The 20,655-nt window shown below is 46.3% G+C and carries 14 protein-coding genes; 6 read left to right on the forward strand and 8 right to left on the reverse strand.

Annotated features, from left to right (window positions below; translation table 11 throughout):
• The first annotated feature begins 17 nt into the window (after window positions 1-17).
• Window positions 18-968 (forward strand): ABC transporter permease, encoded by a 951-nt coding sequence (locus tag AC50YO_RS16520; RefSeq protein WP_494848749.1) that lies wholly within the window; start codon window positions 18-20, stop codon window positions 966-968.
• Between the two features lie 51 nt (window positions 969-1,019).
• Window positions 1,020-1,892, forward strand: coding sequence for a carbohydrate ABC transporter permease (locus AC50YO_RS16525; protein WP_494848751.1), 873 nt, complete (start codon window positions 1,020-1,022; stop codon window positions 1,890-1,892).
• Window positions 1,893-1,991: 99 nt separating this feature from the next.
• Here the strand turns inward: AC50YO_RS16525 and bglX are convergent, their stop codons facing one another.
• A complete protein-coding gene (gene bglX / locus AC50YO_RS16530) occupies window positions 1,992-4,196 on the reverse strand; it encodes a beta-glucosidase BglX (protein WP_494848753.1) in 2,205 nt (734 codons plus the stop codon).
• 317 nt (window positions 4,197-4,513) lie between these two features.
• Window positions 4,514-5,185 (reverse strand): SDR family NAD(P)-dependent oxidoreductase, encoded by a 672-nt coding sequence (locus tag AC50YO_RS16535; protein WP_494848755.1) that lies wholly within the window; start codon window positions 5,183-5,185, stop codon window positions 4,514-4,516.
• 200 nt (window positions 5,186-5,385) lie between these two features.
• Between AC50YO_RS16535 and AC50YO_RS16540 the strand changes: the two genes are divergently transcribed.
• The 3 genes from AC50YO_RS16540 to pdxR all read left to right on the forward strand — a co-directional run bounded on the left by AC50YO_RS16540 (window position 5,386) and on the right by pdxR (window position 10,070).
• Window positions 5,386-5,829, forward strand: coding sequence for a flavodoxin domain-containing protein (locus AC50YO_RS16540; protein WP_494848757.1), 444 nt, complete (start codon window positions 5,386-5,388; stop codon window positions 5,827-5,829).
• Window positions 5,830-6,154: 325 nt separating this feature from the next.
• Window positions 6,155-7,618, forward strand: a complete 1,464-nt coding sequence (locus tag AC50YO_RS16545) for an MFS transporter (protein ID WP_494848759.1) — start codon at window positions 6,155-6,157, stop codon at window positions 7,616-7,618.
• A 1,024-nt stretch (window positions 7,619-8,642) separates the two neighbouring features.
• On the forward strand, window positions 8,643-10,070 hold the full coding sequence (pdxR, locus tag AC50YO_RS16550) for a MocR-like pyridoxine biosynthesis transcription factor PdxR (RefSeq protein WP_494848761.1): 1,428 nt from the start codon (window positions 8,643-8,645) through the stop codon (window positions 10,068-10,070).
• Window positions 10,071-10,147: 77 nt separating this feature from the next.
• Here the strand turns inward: pdxR and cysI are convergent, their stop codons facing one another.
• From cysI to AC50YO_RS16570, 4 genes are all read right to left on the reverse strand, one after another.
• Entirely contained in the window at window positions 10,148-11,872 is a 1,725-nt protein-coding gene (cysI, locus tag AC50YO_RS16555; protein ID WP_494848762.1) for an assimilatory sulfite reductase (NADPH) hemoprotein subunit, read from the reverse strand.
• Window positions 11,873-11,948: 76 nt separating this feature from the next.
• A complete protein-coding gene (locus tag AC50YO_RS16560) occupies window positions 11,949-13,796 on the reverse strand; it encodes an assimilatory sulfite reductase (NADPH) flavoprotein subunit (protein WP_494848763.1) in 1,848 nt (615 codons plus the stop codon).
• Between the two features lie 378 nt (window positions 13,797-14,174).
• On the reverse strand, window positions 14,175-14,753 hold the full coding sequence (locus tag AC50YO_RS16565) for a DUF1697 domain-containing protein (RefSeq protein ID WP_494848765.1): 579 nt from the start codon (window positions 14,751-14,753) through the stop codon (window positions 14,175-14,177).
• A 148-nt stretch (window positions 14,754-14,901) separates the two neighbouring features.
• Window positions 14,902-15,957 (reverse strand): LLM class oxidoreductase, encoded by a 1,056-nt coding sequence (locus tag AC50YO_RS16570; protein WP_494848767.1) that lies wholly within the window; start codon window positions 15,955-15,957, stop codon window positions 14,902-14,904.
• Between the two features lie 539 nt (window positions 15,958-16,496).
• Here AC50YO_RS16570 and AC50YO_RS16575 point away from each other — a divergent pair.
• Complete coding sequence (locus AC50YO_RS16575; RefSeq protein ID WP_494848770.1) at window positions 16,497-16,949, forward strand: VOC family protein; 453 nt, start codon at window positions 16,497-16,499, stop codon at window positions 16,947-16,949.
• 152 nt (window positions 16,950-17,101) lie between these two features.
• Here AC50YO_RS16575 and AC50YO_RS16580 read toward each other — a convergent pair whose 3' ends face one another.
• Window positions 17,102-18,826: an ABC transporter ATP-binding protein gene (locus AC50YO_RS16580; RefSeq protein WP_494849240.1), complete on the reverse strand. Its 1,725-nt coding sequence runs from the start codon at window positions 18,824-18,826 to the stop codon at window positions 17,102-17,104.
• 2 nt (window positions 18,827-18,828) lie between these two features.
• Entirely contained in the window at window positions 18,829-20,634 is a 1,806-nt protein-coding gene (locus AC50YO_RS16585) for an ABC transporter ATP-binding protein (protein ID WP_494848772.1), read from the reverse strand.
• Between the last annotated feature and the right edge of the window lie 21 nt (window positions 20,635-20,655).

Raw genomic sequence — 20,655 nt, forward strand, 5'->3', positions numbered from 1 at the left:
TAGAAAGGGAGAGAACAATGAGCCAAATGCCTTCATCAAACCTCGATCTCAAAGCCGCCCAAAAGGCAGAAAAAAGAAGAGGATATAGAATTCCTTGGGTGCTGCATCTAATGGTGCTGCCAGCTGTACTGTGCGCGTTCATCTTTTCCTATCTCCCCATGTCAGGCATCATTATGGCCTTTCAAGACTATAAAGCTGGACTTGGAATTACGGGCTCTCCGTTCGTAGGTCTGAAGCATTTTCAATACATGTTCGAAAATGATTATTTTATAAAAATTACTTTTAATACCGTCCTGTTCGCTTGTTCCAAAATCATCTTAAATTTAATCGTTCCTTTTGTTTTTGCTTTGTTATTGAACGAAGTCCGTAATATGGCGTTCAAAAGCTCTATCCAAACACTTGTCTACCTGCCTCACTTTCTTTCGTGGGTAACGCTTGGAGGCATCTTAATCGACTTGCTCGCCCAAACCGGCATTATCAATCAGCTGTTAACGAATGTGCTGGGGATAAAGCCGATTTTCTTCTTGGGAGACGGCACTTGGTTCCGACTTACGATCATATTCAGTGACGTCTGGAAGGAATTCGGATTCAACACTATCATCTTCCTTGCCGCATTAGCTGGGATCAACCCTGCATTATATGAAGCGGCCGAAGTCGACGGAGCCAGCAGACTTAAGCAGACGACGCATATTACGATTCCTGCGCTCTTGCCAATTCTTATCGTAGTCGCGACGCTGGCACTTGGCAACGTGCTCAATGCGAACTTTGACCAAGTCTTTAACCTTTACAGCCCGATGATCTATGAACAAGGTGATATTATCGACACCTTCGTATACCGTCAAGGCTTGCTCAGCGGACAATTCAGCTTTGCTACAGCCGTCAGCCTGCTCAAGTCGGTAATTGGCTTAATCTTAATCATTGTTTCTTATCGTCTTGCTTATAGATTTGCCGGCTATCGAATCTTCTAGTAGCAATGTTAAGCCAGCTTCGATGTCTTAAACTTGAAAGGGTGACCACTCATGTACCACAAAACACTGCCTTATCGTATCTTTAACGTCTTAAACTGTCTATTCCTTGGAGCAATCGCGCTTGGCTGCATACTGCCATTATATCATCTACTAATGGTTTCCTTTAGTGATACCGCTCCAGCTAATGCCGGGCTCGTTACGTTCTGGCCGATCGGATTCAACTTAGAGGCATACGCCGAGACATTCGGCAATGTCAATTTCACTACATCCCTCTGGGTATCTATCCAGCGTACCGTGCTCGGAACAGCGCTTGCCCTGATTGTGAACCTTCTTGCTGCTTATGCACTATCCAAGAACGATAACGTGTTTCGCGGCAGGAACGTCTACCTCTGGTATTTTGTTATCACGATGCTGTTCAATGCCGGTCTCATTCCAGGCTACATTCTTATTATGAAGCTCGGTCTGCTGAATAATCTGCTCGCATTGATTCTGCCGGGCCTCGTTGCGGTCTATAACATAATTCTGCTCTTGAACTTCTTCCGCAACGTACCTAAGGAGATGGAAGAAGCAGCATTCATGGACGGAGCAGGACATTTCCGCACCTTCATTTCGATCTATCTTCCCGTCTCGTTGCCCGTTATCGCAACCATTTCCTTGTTCACCATGGTTGGGCACTGGAATGCGTATTTCGACGGTTTGATCTATATGAAGGGAGTAGAGAATCTTCCTCTTGCCAGCTTCATGCAGACCCTTATTGTACAAGGCAGTACAACCGGCTTCGACCCTACCGTTGTAGCCAATATGTCCAAACGTACGCTAAGGGCATCACAGATCTTTATCAGTGCACTGCCGATTCTAATCGTGTACCCACTACTGCAACGCTTCTTCGTAAAAGGGATTGTTATTGGCGCCGTGAAAGAATAGAGCTTTCCGTCCAATACCTATCCGCACACAATCGGGCTGTCCCTTGGGACAGCCCTTTTGCTTGTTATTATGGCGAAAAATTAATGTGCTGCTTCCATATTATTTCTCCAAATGGAAGGGCAGGCTGGTATTCGTCTTACTGTCAGGACCAATGAATGCAACGAATGCTCCCGAATCGCTGTCATGGCTAAGATCAGAATGATAGTAGCGCAGCTGCTGCTCTGAAAGCTCGAATTCGATCTCTGTGCTCTCGCCCGGCTGAAGGGTAACCTTGCGGAAGTCCTTCAATTCTTTAAGTGGACGCACAACTTCGCCTGATATATCCCTTACGTAAAGCTGGACTGTCTCTTCTCCTGCGACGCTGCCTTTATTGGTTACTGTAACCGTTAGCTTGATCGGTTCTGACTTCGTCATCACTTCCGAAGATAGCGATGCCTTGCTGTATTCAAAGTCTGAATAGCTAAGCCCGAAGCCAAAAGGAAGCAGCGGCTCATTCGGAATATCCAGGTACTGGGATACGTATCGCACTTGAGCATCAGGCGCTCCTTGAGGGCGTCCCGTGTTGAAGGCGTTGTAGTAAACCGGAATCTGTCCAACGCTGTAAGGGAAGGACATTGTAAGCCTTCCGCTCGGATTGGCGTCGCCAAACAATAGATCTGCTACCGCATGACCAGCTTGCGAGCCCGGATACCAAGCTTCCAATATCGCATCTGCTTCCTCGTATACACCGTGCAGATCGAGCGGACGGCCATTGAATAGAACGACTACAATCGGCTTATTCAGTGCTTTGAGCTTGTGAAGCAATTCTAGCTGAACAGCAGGCAGCTTGATATCCGCTCTGGAAGCAGCTTCCCCGTTCATATCCGAATGCTCGCCTAGAGCAAGCACGATGATCTCCGCAGCCTGTGCAGCCGCGAGCGCTTCTTGCCACTGCTCTTCTGTCCCGGTCTCGATGCCGCAGCCTTCCGCCACCAGCAGGTTGTCATTGCCTGTCAGCTTCTCATTCATGCCTGCTGCGAGTGTTATTGCATCCTCCTTGGAGCCTGTCCACGACCACGGTCCAAGAACGTCGCCATTGCTTGCGAAAGGACCAATCAAGGCCAGCTTCCGATCACGCTGGAGCGGCAGTGCTCCTTCGTTCTTGAGCAGTACGCAAGACTTGACCGCCAGCTCACGAGCAGTCTTAAGATGGGCATCACAGAATACGATCTCCTGCTCCCGCTCTGGATCAGCTGCCCGATATGGGTTCTCGAATAGACCAAGCTTCTGCTTCAAAGTAAGAATACGCATAACCGACTCGTCGATAAGCGCTTCGTCTACTTCCTTACGTTCCACTAGCTCGGATAAATGCTTCACGTAGCAAGCTGTCATCATCTCGATGTCGACTCCAGCTTTGATTGCTTTGAGTGCCGCCTCCGATTCATCCTCTGCCACGCCATGGGCAATCAGTTCTTTAACGGCTCCCCAATCCGAGATCAGTATGCCGTCGAAGCCCCATTCCTCCCGCAGCAGCTTGCGCATCAGCTTCGAGTTGCCTGTCGCAGGAATACCATCGACTGTATTAAAGGAAGTCATCACCATCTCGCAGCCTTCATCCAGCGCAGCCTTATAGGCTGGCAGATAAAATTCACGCATTTGGCGATCCGACAGATCGACCGTATTATAGTCACGGCCGCCTTCCGCAGCTCCATAGGCTGCAAAGTGCTTCACGCAAGCTGCAACTCTATCGAAGTCATTCGCCAGATCCTTGCCTTGGAAGCCCTTCACGAATGCTCTGGAAAACTCAGCGTTCAAATAAGGGTCTTCCCCGGTCGCTTCAACTACACGGCCCCATCGCGGGTCTCTTACCAGATCTACCATTGGCGCAAAGGTTACATGAACACCAGATACCGCAGCTTCTTTCGCCGCAATCTCAGCGCTTTTCTCCGCAAGCTTCATATCCCATGAGCAGCCAATCGCAAGCGGCACAGGAAAGATGGTCTTAAAGCCATGTACAATGTCTGCCATCATCAAAAGAGGAATGCCAAGGCGGTTCTTGCTCAGATGGGTCCGTTGTACATTAATCATATCTTGTGCCCCAGCCATGCCAAGGACAGAACCTGAATTATGAATAGTAGACTCTGTAATTCCCAAGGAATCCATTGGACCTGTAATTTGCCCCTCACCAACCGCTCCTTCATAGAAGGGAACTGCTAGCTGAATAAGCTGGGCGACTTTTTCATCAAGCGTCATTTGCTCGATTAGCTCTTGTAAATTGACCTTGCTTGCAGCCTGGCCAATAGCTTGTTGATTCTCATTTGACATATAGTTTGCAACCTCTCTGGATGTAATTTTCGATCTTATCTTTCAAATTAATCGAAACGTTTCGATAATGCTTCATTTGCATTATAAATCTGATATGGTACCGCTGTCAAATGATTAAAGACTATAAATTTAATATAGAATAAAGGAATCGTTTTCCTCTTCACATGTGATTATAGTTAAATATAAACGTTTCACCAATTATTTTCAGTTTGAAGGCTGCTGTTCATTCCTTGTCATTATAAAAATGGAGAATCAAGCTAGATTCCCCATCTCTACGTTATTATATGCGTTGTTAGATTATGTACTCTTCTGTTTGCTTAGTGACGTGTGCGGAGCATTCGCCCTACAATAAAAAGCATTCGTTTTCGTGTAATAAATCGGGACATTTGAGCAGAAATATAATTCATAGCTCCGGGAATAGCAAATGTTTTGTTAGCCTGTAGAGAACGAAGAGCAACTCGAACCACATTCTCAGGTGTATCCCGTTTCCCAATAGATGCCTCATCTGCACCTACAACATTGAAAAATTCTGTTTCCGTCGATCCCGGACATAAAGCCAGAAACTGTACACCCCGTTTTCGATTTTCCTCCCACAGCGCCTGCGTGAATGAGAGCACGAAAGCTTTAGTTGCTCCGTATACAGCCATATTAGGAACAGGCTGGAACCCCGCTGTTGAAGCTACATTAATAACTACTCCACTTTTTCTTCGCAGCATATCAGGCAGGAACAAATGTGTAAGATTGACAACAGCCACTACATTAAGCATCACTTCTTCATGCTGCCTTGAACCAGATAATTGTTCAAACAGCCCATGAGTAGCAAATCCTGCGTTATTAATTAAAATATCAACGCTTAACCCACGATCAACCACTTGCTGATAAAGCTTCATTGGAGAATCCTCTTGGGATAGGTCAGCAACAAGCACCTGTGCTTGAATACGATATTTATTTTGCAATTTGAGGGAGCGTCTCGTTTTGTTGTTGTGCATCCTCCTCGCTTGGGACTAGGCCAACTTGACAGGGGCATCACCTTTTCTTTAAAATATAACTGTCTTCGATATCAAGATAGTTGATATAAGAGATTCTTTTCGGAGGAGATATTCCTGCGCTCATCTCATTACAACATGATGACCATCCTTGTTGTCACAATAAAGGATACGAATATTATTAGCGAAAAGGGTGAGAACCAATGGCAACATTAGTTTTATACGCTACCAAATCAAGAGCATCCGAGCTATGCGCGCAGCTATTATCAGAAGAGCTATCGGATTGTACTCTTTGTGATATTAATCTAAATAAGCCTAACATCGAGGAATTTGACAGCATTATTTTAGGCGCTGGAGTAAGAGACGGGAAAATCTATAAGCCGATTCGCGACTTCATTAAAAAAAACCAAAATGAATTGTTAAATAAAAAAATGGGTTATTACATTTGCAACGAAAAGCCCAAGAAAACGGAAGAAATATTAGCAGACAATTTCTCTGATGATCTAAGAAATGCAGCCATCTTTATGGAATCCTTCGGCGGCTATAAGGCCTATGCTGCACCCAAGGAAGGCACGGATCAGCTAAAAGGCATTTTCGTAGACAAAATAAAGGAATTTGCTGAAAAATTCCAACAAGTACTACATTGAAAATTGCTCAAGCTGACAAAACCGATTCACTCTTCATTCTGTTACAATAACCCACGTCCATTGGACGTGGGTTTCTGCTTGAACAATGACTTCAAAGCACCATACCACTGTAATGCCTATAGTCTCCTGTTGCTGCTGTCGTCGCTTGAACTTTTTATAGCGGTAGTCCGTTACTCCTAAAGGTGGTTTTTTGTTTCTCAAAAGCATGCAGAACGGGAAGTTCATAAATACAACATTTTAGTCCCAAATCTCACCTATTTTACTTGCCTCATAAAGTGTTACAATAAAGGAGTCTGTTCAAAAATATACATTAGGAGCCTAACAAGTGAGGAAACATCCAATCTACATTTTACGTATAGCAGGTCTGTTAGACGGTATTTCTTTATTAGTATTACTTGGTATTGCTATGCCCTTGAAATATATTTGGGGGATAGATCAAGCCGTCACCATTGTAGGCAGTATTCACGGCGGGATTTTCAGCTTATATGCACTCGCCATTCTTTATGCTGCCGTTCGAGTGAGGTGGAGCCTGCTGTGGTCTGCTGCAGCAATAGTCGCGGCCTTCATTCCATTGGGGAACTTCTTACTCGACTGGAATTTGAAGAAGGCGCAATCCAATTATAGTGTAAAGCCTTTTAACTATGCCCTGTTCGTGTACAGTATCGTATTCTTTTCTTTCATTGATTTATTCGCACAGCTGCCTGTCATGAGTACATTCGCGACTTCGGTCGGTGCCAGCTCATTTATTGTAGGGTTTGTCGTGGGGCTATACTCGCTAACCAATACGCTTGGCAATATTTTATCTGGTATTCTGACGGATAGAATCGGTCCATTCAAAATATTAATGGTCGGATTGATTCTAACCAGCGGCGCTCTTCTGCTGTATCATTTTGTCGATTCGCCGGCATTCTTAATCGTCGTTCGGATTATCCATGGTTTTGTTGCCGGATTAATTGTGCCAGCTGCATTTACCTTCTCTGCGAATACAACACTGAATGATCAGCAAGGGAAAAAAGTCGCTTTTACCGGAACATTCGTGGGATTAGCGGCTATTATCGGCCCTGCCTTCAGCGGCATTACGGCAAGCAAAACGTCCGTGCCATTCGTTTTTACATGCGTATCTATATTAGGGTTCCTATTGGCTATCCTGTCTGCCATTTTCCTCAGCAAGTATAAGCTGTTGAAAAAAGAAAAAGAGGAGGCTGTTGTTGCCCCATCCCCCGGCTCAATCTTCAATGCAGGTGTATTAAAGGCTTATGGCGGTGCCTTTTTCTTAATGTTCTCACAAGGCGTAATTGCTTATTTGCTGCCGTTGCATGTCCAGACCCTTGGCTATGATTCGAGATTAAGCGGCACCTTAATGAGTGCGTTTGGCATCATTGCCGTTCTCATATTTGTATTGCCAACTAATCGGATTTTTGATCGTGTTGCTCCTCCAATTACGATGGCTATCGGAATTGGCCTGATGGGCTTAAGCCAACTGCTGATTAGCCAATCTACGACGACATGGGCCCTTTACATCGTTCTAGGCCTGTATGGAGTAGGCTTCGCCTTCTTATTCCCATCCATTAATACAATGCTCATCAAAGCTACACCGGCAGAGCTGCGCGGCAAAGCCTATGGCTACTTCTACGCCTTCTTCTCGCTGGGTGTCGTTGCCGGCTCTTCCGTATTAGGCTGGCTACCCTTCAATATCGTTGAAGGCTTCAGATTTACAGGAATCATCCTGCTGCTCTTTGCCGTGTTCGTAGCCTTCAGTAAGCATAAGGATCGTGCGTTGAATCACTAATGACTAGCGGAATAGAGTAAAAAAAGAACGTTCAAACCACTTTGAAATTGGTTTTGAACGTTCTTTTTATATTATGGGATTCGCTTACTAGGCATGTTGCTTAGCCACTTCCCTTTCCTGCCGGGAGCTGAGTTGCTATACAAATGAGGCAATTACGCTAATCTATGAGGAAAAGCGCCTATATTGAAGCTGCTTAATACGAATTAAGCTGATATATGAGGCTGACCTCATTCTTCGGGAGGCTAGGCTCCTCAGCTATGAGGTTAGCCTCATACAATCATTGTTACCTATTGAACAGCGTACTTTATAGTGAGTTCAAACTCATAGAATAGTGTGATTACCTCATACAATACTTCTCATCAAATGTGTGAATGTACATAGTAAAGATGAAGTACTGGTTACGCTAGTTGGTGGGGATCGTTAGTTGAGTAACTTGCTGGCCGGTGTAGATTTGTAGGTATGTTACTGTGCCGTTGCTTTACTGTTGCTTATGTTGCTTATTCCATATCTTGCTTATGTTGCTATGCTGTGTTGTTGCTTTATATGCTGTTGCTTATGTTGCCTAGCCTTTGATTTGCTGCTGCACACCGCCCTGCTGAAAGCTGCTATGCATGCGTATGAGGAAATTACGCTAATCCATGAAGTAAACCGCCTATATTACAGTTGCATAATACGAACTGAGCTGATCTATGAGGCTAACCTCATACTTCGGGAAGCTAGGCTCCTGAGCTATGAGCTTTGCCTCATACAATACCCCTAATCTAAAGATCAGCAAGCTTTTTGATGAGTTTAGGCTCATAGAATAGTGAGATTACCTCATACCTTACTTCTCATCAAATGTGTGCAGGTAGATAATCGGAGAAAGATACTGGATACGCTCGTTAGTGAAAGATCGTTAGTTGAGTAACTTGCTGTGCGGTGTTGATTTGAACTGATATAATTGTTATCAACCACTGACCCTATAAGTATGAATATTTCCAAACTTTAATTTAGGGACAGATATCACAGAGCGAGGAGAATACTCATGATCGATATAACAGTGATTCTAAAGGAAACGTCCGGGGAATCGCTATACTCTCAGCTCTATCAATATATTAAGAAAGAAATTCTGAGCGGTAATCTATCCGCACACACAAGATTGCCGTCCATCCGAGCACTCTCTTCTCATCTCCATATAAGCCGTAATACGGTGGATTTAGCCTACCAGCAATTAATAGCCGAAGGCTATGTGCATAGCAGACCAAGGAGCGGATTATACGTTACGGACCTCGAACTGGAGACATTGCCCTCTCCGCATCCAAGCTATAACAATTGGTCAATAGCGAGCAAGCAGCAGAACAGTCCTGCGATCCGATATGATTTTCGTTACGGCAATATAGATACGGAGCATTTCCCCTTTGCTACCTGGCGGAAGCTCACCAATCATACCTTACATCAGAATGAACTGAAGATGTTTGCCTATGGCGATCCGCTTGGAGAGCCTGAGCTGCGAGTAGAAATTGCTAAGTATCTATACAGCTCAAGGGGTGTTCATTGCTCCCCTGATCAAATTCTGATAGGAGCTGGCATTCAATATCTGATTGATGTATTATGCGGATTAATAGGAGATGATAGCAAAAGCATTGCAATGGAGGAGCCAGGCTATGACGGGGTTCGGACGATTTTCCGGCATCATGGATTACACATCCATCCCATTCCACTGGAGGAGGACGGGCTTAATATTCAAGAACTTTATACAAGCAAAGCCCGCATCGTATACATTACTCCGTCCCATCAGTTCCCTTATGGAATGGTCATGCCGCTTGCCAAAAGAATGCAATTGCTGAAATGGGCTGCTGACCACAACGGTCTCATTATAGAGGACGATTATGATAGCGAGTTCAGATATGTCGGCAAACCCATCCCTTCTCTGCAAGGCTTGGATACCAATCATCGCACAATCTACCTAGGGACCTTCTCAAAATGCCTGCTTCCTTCATTACGCATCGCCTATCTGGTTCTGCCTCAGACCTTGATGGAGCTTCATCAAAAAAAAGGCTATCGCTTGTATGACCAAACAGTGTCCTGGTTTCATCAAAAAACATTGGAGCTGTTTATGAGCAATGGTCATTGGGAAGCTCATATTCGCAAAATGCGCAACGTATACCGGCAGAAGCAATTCACATTAATTTCAACGATTGAAAAGCTGATGGGTTCTCAAGCCACTATCATCGGGCAGGCAGCAGGACTTCATATTTTATTGTGTGTACATAATGGCATGAATGAACAGAAGCTGGTCCAAGCGGCAGAGAAGGAAGGTGCAAAGGTCTACCCTGTATCACGCTTTTGGGCAAAAAAGGCGCAAGCCGAACGCTCCATGGTCCAGATTGGCTTCGGAGGATTGAGCAAAGAAGCAATAATAGAGGGCGTTCATGCTCTGCATCGTGCTTGGTTTGGAACTGCCAACCCGTAAATACGCGCCCCTACGATAAAATGATGAACATCAAAAAGACGATGCAGAATCATACTGCACCGTCTTTTTCATTATCCTTAATCGTGAAAGTTCATTCCGTTCGTCACAGCTTGTACATAACCGGCACGGATAACAAAATCACCAAAATGCTCTCCATTATCCCGTTCAGCCGCATAGCGGTTAATGATCGGTTTCAGCGTATCAATGATTTCTTCTTCACCGATGTTCTCACGATACAGCTTGCTGAGGCGGTCGCCCGAGAAGCCGGCACCCATGTACATATTGTATTTGCCAAGCGATTTGCCGATGAAAGCAATTTCTCCGAGTGCAGGACGGGCACAGCCATTCGGGCAGCCTGTCATACGGATATTAATCTCTTCATCACGCAGTCCCGCTTCCTCAAGAATTGGCTCCAGCTTATCGAGCAGCGTCGGCAAATAACGTTCAGCTTCAGCCATTGCAAGTCCGCATGTCGGCAGTGATACGCAAGCCAAAGCGCTTCGGCGTATAGCCGAATACTGCGAGCTCTCCGCAATGCCGTGGTCCTTAAGCAAAGCCATAATTTTCGCTTTCTTCTGGCTAGCCACGTTGGCGATCATCAGGTTCTGGTTAGCTGTAAGACGGAAATCACCCGTATGAATCTTCGCGATTTCACGAAGTGCCGTTCTCAGCTTGTAGCCCTCATAATCCGCAATCCGTCCGCTCTGAACATATAGCGTCAAATTCCATTTGCCGTCCTTGCCTTTTATCCATCCATAACGGTCACCGGTATGCTCGAACTTGAACTCGCGCGCAGGCTCCAGCTCCCAGCCCAAACGGTCAGTCAGCTCATCGACGAACCACTCCAAGCCATGGCGATCAATCGTATATTTAAAACGAGCGTTCTTCCGTACGGAGCGATTGCCGTAATCGCGCTGAATCGTAACGACCTTCTCCGCCAAATCGAGAACACGGTCTGGTGTAATGAAGCCGATAACGCGAGCCAGCTGTGGATAAGTAGCTGTATCGCCATGCGTCATTCCCATGCCGCCGCCGACACTAACGTTGAAGCCAACCAGCTTGCCATCTTCAACGATAGCAATATAGCCAAGATCCTGCGAATATACGTCAACGTCATTGGATGGCGGTACGGCGATGCCAATCTTGAACTTCCGCGGCAGGTATACAGGACCATAAATCGGCTCTACCTCGCCTTGCTGCTCAAGACTGTCTACAACCTTCTCGCCATCGAGCCAAATTTCATGATAGGCAGGGGTTTTCGGTGCCAAATGGGACGTCAATTGCTGCGACCAGTAAAAAACCTCGCTATGAATGTCCGATTGGTATGGATTCGGATTGCACATCACGTTACGGCTAACGTCACCGCAAGCAGCCAACGTAGTAAGCAATGCCTCGTTGATTTCTTGAATGGTGCTTTTCAAATTCCATTTCAGTACGCCATGCAGCTGGAATGCCTGCCGTGTCGTTACACGAAGGCTGCCCGTACCGTATTTGTCGGCAAGCTCATCCATAACGAGCCATTGCTCAGGAGTGGAAATACCGCCCGGTGTAACGACGCGAAGCATGAACTGATAATAAGGCTCCAGCTTTTGCTTTTCGCGCTCTTGACGGTAGTCACGGTCATCCTGCATGTAGCTGCCATGAAATTTAAGCAAGCGATTGTCAAGCTCAGGCAATCCGCCCGTTACACGATTTGCTAGAGAACCCGTCAATGATCCTCTTAAATAATTACTTTCTATTTTCAACTGCTCCACGTCACTCGGCGGTCCGCCGATTGGCTCTACCTTATGGTTTTTCGCCATTGCTGTTAGCTCCTTTGCCCACATGATGGGTACATGCTTTTTACATCTATAAAATGACGCGCTTCCAATCAAGCGCCTAGTATACGTCGCGTTGGTAACGTCCTTGTGCTTGAAGCTCCGACAAATAAGCAGCAGCTTCCTCTGGAGATTGACCGCCGTATTGCCCGATAATCGTAATCAGCGCCGCTTGCACATCATGTGCCATATGCTTCTCGTCCCCGCAGACATACACATGTGCGCCGTTGTTCAGCCATTGGTACAACTGCTCGCCATTTTCTAGCATCCGCTGTTGAACATAGACTTTCTCTTTGGTATCACGGGAGAATGCGACATCCAGCTTGTTCAATACGCCGTCTCTCATCATACGCTGCCAGTCAGTCTGATACAGGAAGTCCGTGACGAAATGCCTATCGCCGTAGAAAAGCCATGTTTCCCCTGTTGCGCCCAGCTCCTCACGATCCTCCATGAAAGCTCGGAACGGCGCTACGCCTGTACCTGGTCCCACCATAATAACCGGCGTCTCTGGATTAACTGGCAGTTTGAAATTAGGATTCTGTTGAATGAAAATAGGCAGCTTATCGCCCGGCACAAGACGGTCCGAGGTATACACCGAGCATACGCCCTTCCGATTACGGCCGTTCGCCTCATATTCTACCTTCCGGATCGTCAAATGCACTTCCTCCGGATGAGAATTCAAGCTGCTGGCAATGGAATATAAGCGCGGCGGCAGCTTGCGAAGCAGAGTCGCAATGTTACCAGCGGACAGCGTCCACGGCGTGAAATCACGAAGCAGATCAAGCAGATCGCGCCCGTTTATATAAGCTCTCAGATTCTCTTTATTTTCCGGCTTTACTAGTTCAGCCAGCTTGCCATCTCCAGAGAAGGCAACCGCTTTTTCTAGTAATGGCTTAGTCAATACCGTAATTTCATAATGATGAAGAAGCGCTGCATACAAAGAAGAAGTCTCGCCTGATTTGCCAGTTACGACCGCTTCCTCCCGATTCCATTGCATTAATGAAATAATATCATCTACTAGTGAAGGATCGTTCTGCGGATAGACGCCAACTGCATCGCCAGGCGCATACGTCAGGCCTGAGCCTTCAAGCGATAGCTCCAAGTGGCGAGTCTCGCGATCCGAGCCTCTGCCGTTCAAGTTCAAGTTATCCAGCACTTCCGCCATAAACGGATTGGACCGTGAGTATTCCGAATCAGCTGCAGCAGTTGTAGATACAGCTGCTGTTCCAGGCGTGCTTTGCGTCGATGCTGAAGCTGAAACGGCACTTACAGCACTGTTCACAGCTGTTATCCAGCCTGCAGCAGCGTCCTCGAAATCCACATCGCAATCTACGCGATCTGCGATTCGCTCTGCACCAAGCTCGGCGAGTCTGGTATCAAAATCTTGGCCTGTTTTGCAGAAGAACTCATACGACGTATCACCCAGCGCAAGCACGGAGAACTTTGTACCATCCAGCTTCGGTGCACGCTTGCTGTACAAATACTCATGAAAGGTTAAAGCATTATCCGGCGGATCTCCCTCGCCATGCGTGCTGACGAGAACGAACAAATAACCGGCTTTTTTGAGGTTATTCGTCTTGTACTGGTTCATAGCCGACAAGGTAACCTCGAAGCCTTGGGCTTTGAGCTTGTCTGCAAGGCGTCCCGCCAATCTCTGTGAATTGCCGGTCTGTGATCCGAACAAAATCGTCGCTTCGCGAGGACCTACAGGTACAGCTGCTGCGGCAGGTGCCTCCAATACGTTGCTTGCTGCTTCTAACGATGCCGAAACGCTAACATCCCCTGCACGATAAAACGTTAAATATCCACCCAGCCAATTAATTTGTGCCTCCGTTAAAGTTGGGAGCAGCTTGTTGATTAATTCCGCCTGCTCGCTAGTAAACGGACTATTTGTCACTTGAAGTTGCAACAACATCCACCTCACATCAATCTTTAAAATCCGACCACGTTACTTTGTTTTATTCTGTATTTATACTAACCCAGTCTCATGCAAGGTTCAATGAGTTATTTCATATTTATTTATAAGAAATATTAAAAAATCAATTAGTTTTGATTATAAAGCTTCATTTCCTGCTGGCCGTGTCATAACCATATGTCTAATTACACATATTCCTAAGCATGTTTTCGAATGGTTTTTCCCCATAAAAATGAACGTGGTCATTACAATTGGTTGAACTGTACGAGACAAATAAAAAGACAGCATCCACAAGGATGCTGTCTTCAGCTTGTCTTATCGAGAACGTCTATAACTTTAATATAGGGAAGACAGTCGAACCCAAGGTACCCCTTAGGCGTGATCTACTGACAGGCTGCCTTCTCTTTCGTTGCATAAGGCGACCAGCTTATTCATTGTTTTCCAGTTGCGTGTAGTTGGAACACCCAGCTTCTCTACTTGAATCGCAAGCTTTGAAGTACGTATGCTTTCCCCAAACAAGAGGTAAACGTTCCTCCCCACAATCTGGAATTGATCATCCTTGCAGTCGAAGGCCTGCAGCTTCTCGATACGCTCAGCCTGCGGCTCCTCCAACAGCATCGTGATGTATAAGCACTCTACCCCCGTAGAGGCCTCCGCTTCAGCAATCTGCTTAGCAGAGAAGGGACAGCTCTCAACAATTGCTTTCAATTCCGCTGCTGATCTCATAATCGTCTTAATTGAGAGACCAAATACCTTCTCAATCTCTTGTTCAATCCGCTTACGCAGCGATGCCTCATCTTCCTCCGACTCAAACAGGATGTTGCCGCTTTGAATATATGTCTGCACCCTTGCCAAGCCTATCGCTTCAAGAGCCTCTCTGAGCTCTGCCATCTTAATCTTATTCTTCCCGCCTACGTTGATGCCACGCAGCAAAGCAATATACAATGTCATTTATTCACCGCTTTCTTACTGAATGATAACGTTAAGTTTACCATATGCCGTTGCTTAACTGCCTCTTTTTCACAATGATAATAGCGCTCCAACACATATAACAATAGAGTTACAATTAATCGGTATGGAATCGTCACAAATGATGACATCACCATCTCGTAGACAAAGCGTTCGGACCAGCATTCGCAGGGAACAAAGGCAGCACTTCCTCAGTTATCTCCTGAATCACTTCGGCAGGCGGCCGGCTTGAAAATTGGATGCCGAGCGCAGCATGATTAACTCCAGCCTCCTGCCATTCCTTTAATAGCTCAATCAGACCGGCACGTCCCGTACGCAATATGTATCCGCCGCGAATCGGTGTTCGAGGATAATTCACATCCTCCACAAGATCGATCCACTCATTAGTCATATGCGGCTTGAACACCCCGCCAGGTATTTTTGTGCGCCAAGCGTTGATCTTTTGCGCTAGCTTGCGAGGCCCTATACTATTCGCTGTAGATTCAGGATAAGTCAGCCAACCGTCACTATGCTCCGCAATCCAGTCCAGCGATTGTCGGCTGGAGCCGGTCACCACAAGCGGAATCCCGCCTGTGGAAGGCCTAGGAAGCAATTCTACCCCTTGCATTTGGCCAAGGGAAGATTGGATGACAGGGCTCCGTTGATGAATAAGCTCCCGAAAAAACGCAACCGTCTCTCGAAACCTTACATCTCGTTGATCCGCATTCACTCCATAAGCGGGGAACTCTGCGACCCGGTCCCCCGAAGCAATCCCAAGCACGAGCCGTCCACCTGACAGTACATCAATAGAGGAGGCAGCTTTGGCCAAATCGATAGGATGGCGCAGCGTGAAGATCGCACTTCCTGTTGCTAAAGTTATGTTTTTTGTTTTTGCAGCAAGATAAGCCAAATAAACAAAAGGATCGAATACCTGACCAGCATCGCGGAAACTTGGATCGAATAGAGGCACATCCCGTACCCACACAGCAGCAAAATTGTGCTGATCGATCTTCTCCACCAAGTCAGCTTGGCCCTGCAGCACATCCATATTGCCTTCGTAGAATTTGAGCGGTAAAAATAGACCGATTGTCAATTTGCCCGGAGCAAACATACGAGTGAAACCTGGATGATCATTGAAGGTATTCGTCGTCCATGCTGGCCGCTGTCGATTTTGCATAAGCTCATTGGCATCTAATTTATTGTCCAATTTATTTCCCTCCCACAGCATATATATTCCAATCTTCTACTGTCACGTACATATTCGATTGGAGCTTGTATCATTGTAGTCGCTATTTGACCCCATAAGTAGGGACAGAAAGATTCAATATTATAGGGTCAGAATGAACAGTTAGGTTTCTCGAACTCTTTCCCCCTTGCATTTTAGGAAGGTTAAATTATGATACGTTTAAACAATTAAATATTGTAACGGAGTGGACTAATCTGACTGCGTCAGGAGCAGCTATCCAAGCAGAAAAACTACTATGTAGTCCAGAGGATAAACCACTTGCTCCAGCAATACGGGGTGCTTATCTCTTCCTAATGCCGCAATCAGTAGAGATTTGCTGATACATTGGACGATAATGACATATTCAAGAACCAAATTTCACATTTTACTATACTCTGACTTATCTTTGTTATCATGAATGATGATAAGATGTTAAACGTTTGGATGGAATTAGTAATTCTTGATAGAATAAATAGGAAGATGATCAGGCTATAAATTTGTACACATAAGGAGATAAAGCTATGGAAAAAAGCAAATTGCTAAGAATGGACAATGTTGGCATCGTTGTAGAATCCCTTGATAACGCAATCCCTTTCTTCGAGGAAATTGGCTTGAAGCTCGAAGGGCGAGCTACTGTCGAAGGTGAATGGGCTGGTCGCGTAACTGGGCTGGGATCACAGTGTGTGGAGATTGCTATGATGGTTACCCCTGATGGCCACAGCCGAATTGAACTTTCGCGATTTCTCACCCCACCTACTATATCAGATCACCGAGCTGCTCCTGTAAATGCCCTCGGTTATCTACGCGTTATGTTCACCGTTGAAGACATTGACGAAATGGTATCCAGACTTACAAAGCATGGTGCTGAGCTCGTTGGCGAAGTAGTTCAGTACGGAGACTCGTATCGGCTCTGCTACATTCGTGGAGTTGAAGGACTTCTAATCGGCTTAGCGGAACAGCTCGGTAATAAATAAGTGACGTTTACAAGAAGACTTAATTGAAAGATATATTACTAGGGTAAAACTAGCAATAGACAAGCAGAAGCCGCCTCTTCAAAGAGGCGGCTTTCTTATCGTAAAGATCAACATCAGAATTTAACATAGCCTTTATTTATGAGAAAAAGCAACTACAGCTTCCATGCCCCTGTCTGCTGCTGAATCTGCCACAAGCGGGCATACAAGCCTCCTCGGACTAACAAATCATGATGCTTGCCTTGCTCAGCCACTCTTCCCTCATCCAGAACGATAATTTGGTCTGCATGGCGTATCGTTTTCAAACGATGGGCAATGACGATAACGGTCCGGCCTCTTACAAGCCGATCAATGGCTCGCTGAATTTCCAGCTCATTATGGGGATCGAGTGAAGCTGTCGCTTCATCCAACAGCAATATCGGCGCATCTTTTAACAATGCTCTAGCAATGGAAATACGCTGCTTCTCTCCTCCCGACAATGTGCTTCCGCCTTCACCGACCATTGTATCGTAGCCCTTGGGCAAGCTCATAATGAAATCATGGCAGCATGCTGCCTCGGCAGCTGCTTCAACCTCCTGCTGCGTTGCTCCGCTCTTGCCGAATCGAATATTGTTGCCAATCGTATCTTGAAACAAATAGACATCTTGAAATACCATGGATACTTTCTGAAGCAGTGCCTCAGGCTCCATATCTCGCATAGTGTCTCCGCCAAGCAGCACATTTCCTTGTACCGGATCATAGAAACGCGCAATTAAACGAAGAAGCGTACTCTTGCCGCTGCCGGAAGGGCCAACCAAGGCAGTGAAGGAGCCTTCAGGTATGCGAATACTTAGATCGCTTATCGTTAAATGCTCATTGTAACCGAAAGATACATGCTGAAATTCAATCTCATGGCCGGCTGGCGGCTGACAATTCCCTGTCATGATGGGCTCTTCCATCAGCTTAATAATTCTTTTTCCTGCCTGCTCATTGTACCGAAACTCCGCATAGTTAACTAAGGCTGCCGAGAGCGGGTCAAATATTCGGGCTCCTATTAATAGAAAAGCCACGAACGTAAGCAGCTCAATCTTTCCTCCTAGCAACAAGTGAACACCAACAATAACCATAATCGTAAGGCCAGCTCGAATGCAGGCTATCGCACTCAGTACAATGGGCCCCAGCATTCCCTCAATTCGTATACTGTGGCGCATCAGCGCTCTGAAGGCCTTCTCAAGCCGCACGAAGTTTTCTCCTGCTACATTGTATGCCTTAATGATCCGTATTCCGTTCAGATACTCCTGCATCCGGTTGGAAGCGTCAATTTTAGCTCGCATATGGGCAGTACCAAGCCTCCGTTGAAGCGTCGATGTAAGAAGTATCAATAGAATGGCTACTGGAAATGCAGCGAACATCGCTATTGCCATGCGGTAATCGAGGAAGGCAAGTCCACCCAGCGCGATAATTGGCAGTATAAGTGCCCCAATCATTTGAGGAACAAGATGGGACAAACCATGCTCGACTAGTGTAAAATCACCCATCATGGTGTTCGCCAAATCACCCGGATCTCTTTTGTTCAAATAACCGAGAGACAGCTTTCTTAAATGCTCGGCAAGACTCGCCCTTCCTTCTGCCGCTATCGTGTAGGCGCCGCGGTATTGGGCATTGTAAGCAGGCACTTCACTGATATACATAAGGATACTCGCTATAATCATTAGGCCGCATATCCACCATAAGCGAGTCGTATCGAGCTGTGTTCCGGGATAAATGAATGGCTCAAAAATAATTTTTGCACTTTCGACCAACATCGCAAACGGCAGTATAGCTATCAAATTCGCTAACGTTGTATACAAAACCGGCTTCCATAGCCTGCTTGGGCTTCCAGCCGCAATATGATTCAGCATACTCAAGTCCGAACACCTCTCAATCCCATTTCCCATTGGCCTGCGTCTGAGTAAGCAGCCCACATATGAGCATAAAGACCTGCGTCAGCGACTAACTGTTCATGCTTCCCTCTCTCTACTACATGCCCTTCATTCAGAACAATTATCTGGTCAGCATCCTTAATGGAGGACAGACGATGAGCGATAACGATTACCGTCTTCCCCTTCATCAGCTCCTTCAGAGCAAGCTGCATTTCAAACTCATTCTCTGGATCAGCGAAGGCGGTCGCTTCATCCAATACAAGGACAGGCGCATTTTTCAGAATAGCTCTCGCTACCGCCACACGCTGCTCTTCCCCTCCAGATAAATACACGCCTCCCTCGCCGATCAACGTCTCATAGCCCTGCGGCAGCTTGTTAATGAAGCCATGGCATTGCGCCGCTTGAGCCGCAGCATAAACCTCCTCGCGAGATGCATCTGGCCTGCCAACCGCGATGTTGTTATATAAAGTATCGTAGAATAAGAAGGTTTCCTGGAACACAAAGGCAACCGTATTCATGAGATCCTGTGTCCGCATATTGCGGACATCCACTCCGCCTATCCGAATACTCCCTCGCCCTACATCCCAGAATCGAGGAATAAGGCTAGCTACCGTTGATTTGCCTGAGCCCGACGGTCCTACTAATGCCGTTACCTTCCCCTGATTGGCTAACAAGGATATATCCGCCAGGGCATTCTGCCTCGATGCTCCAGCCTCCGCTTGGTAAGAGAAAGATACGCCATCAAATTGGACAGCGTAAGTGCTTGGCATTTCTGGATTACTCGCTTCAGGCACAGGCTTCTCTGCCAAGATAAGATCGATCCGCTTGACACCCTCATTTATATCGCGCAGCGATGATGCCATGCTCATCAGCTTGAACATAGGGGCGGTTATGCCAGGCGCCATGATTAGGAAAAAGAATAATACAGCAGCAAATGCTGTACTTCCCGGATTACGATCTAATAAAAATACGCCTACAGGCAAAATAAAAGCAGCAAACGAGCTGAGAAGCACCTTATAGAGCAAATAACCCTTTTGAAATTGATCCGTATACTTCACGCAGTAGTCCCGATAGCTGATCATATCAGAATGGAACTTACGGAAGGAGTGCACCGTTTGCCCGAATACCTTAATCGCTGGCATACCGCGAACATATTGCACAGCTGATCCGTTCATTGCCTGCAAATGATCGTAATATCGCTTGATGCTGTCGCTCTTCTCCACCCCGCGCATCATGGAAATCTGAGCAACGATGCCTAGAACAATTGGCACCAAGCTTGCAAGAGCAAGCCATACATTCAAATAAAACATAGCACCAACCATAACGACCATTGTGACAAGCACCTGTATGAAATCCGGAAGCTGGTGGGCAACAAATCCCTCAATCTTCTCCACATTGCTATCCAGCGTCTTTTTTACAGCTCCGGTAGAAGTGCCTGTCAGCCAGCCCAGCGGCAATCGGCCTATATGATTGGATAGCTTCATCCGCAGCCCATAGAGAATGCGAAATGCGGCAACGTGTGAAGCCATGCCAGCCCCATACATCGTGACCAAGCCAATTACTAAGCCGATCAGAGCAAAGCCTCCCCAGCGAAGGATCGAATCGGTGTCGGCCAATGCAGGACTCGCCGCGTTCATCAGCAATTCTTTTACAATAAAATAGACGGAAGCATACGGAACTAACATAAAGATTGCACTCAATATGGACAACAAAAGAGATATCAGCAACAGGCCCCGCTTCTCATTCGTCAGCTCCATTAGCCTCAAGACCCCTGTTTTCGTTCGCAATACAGCTCCTCCTCTCTTCTT

The sequence above is a fragment of the Paenibacillus sp. J22P59 genome (assembly GCF_059383895.1).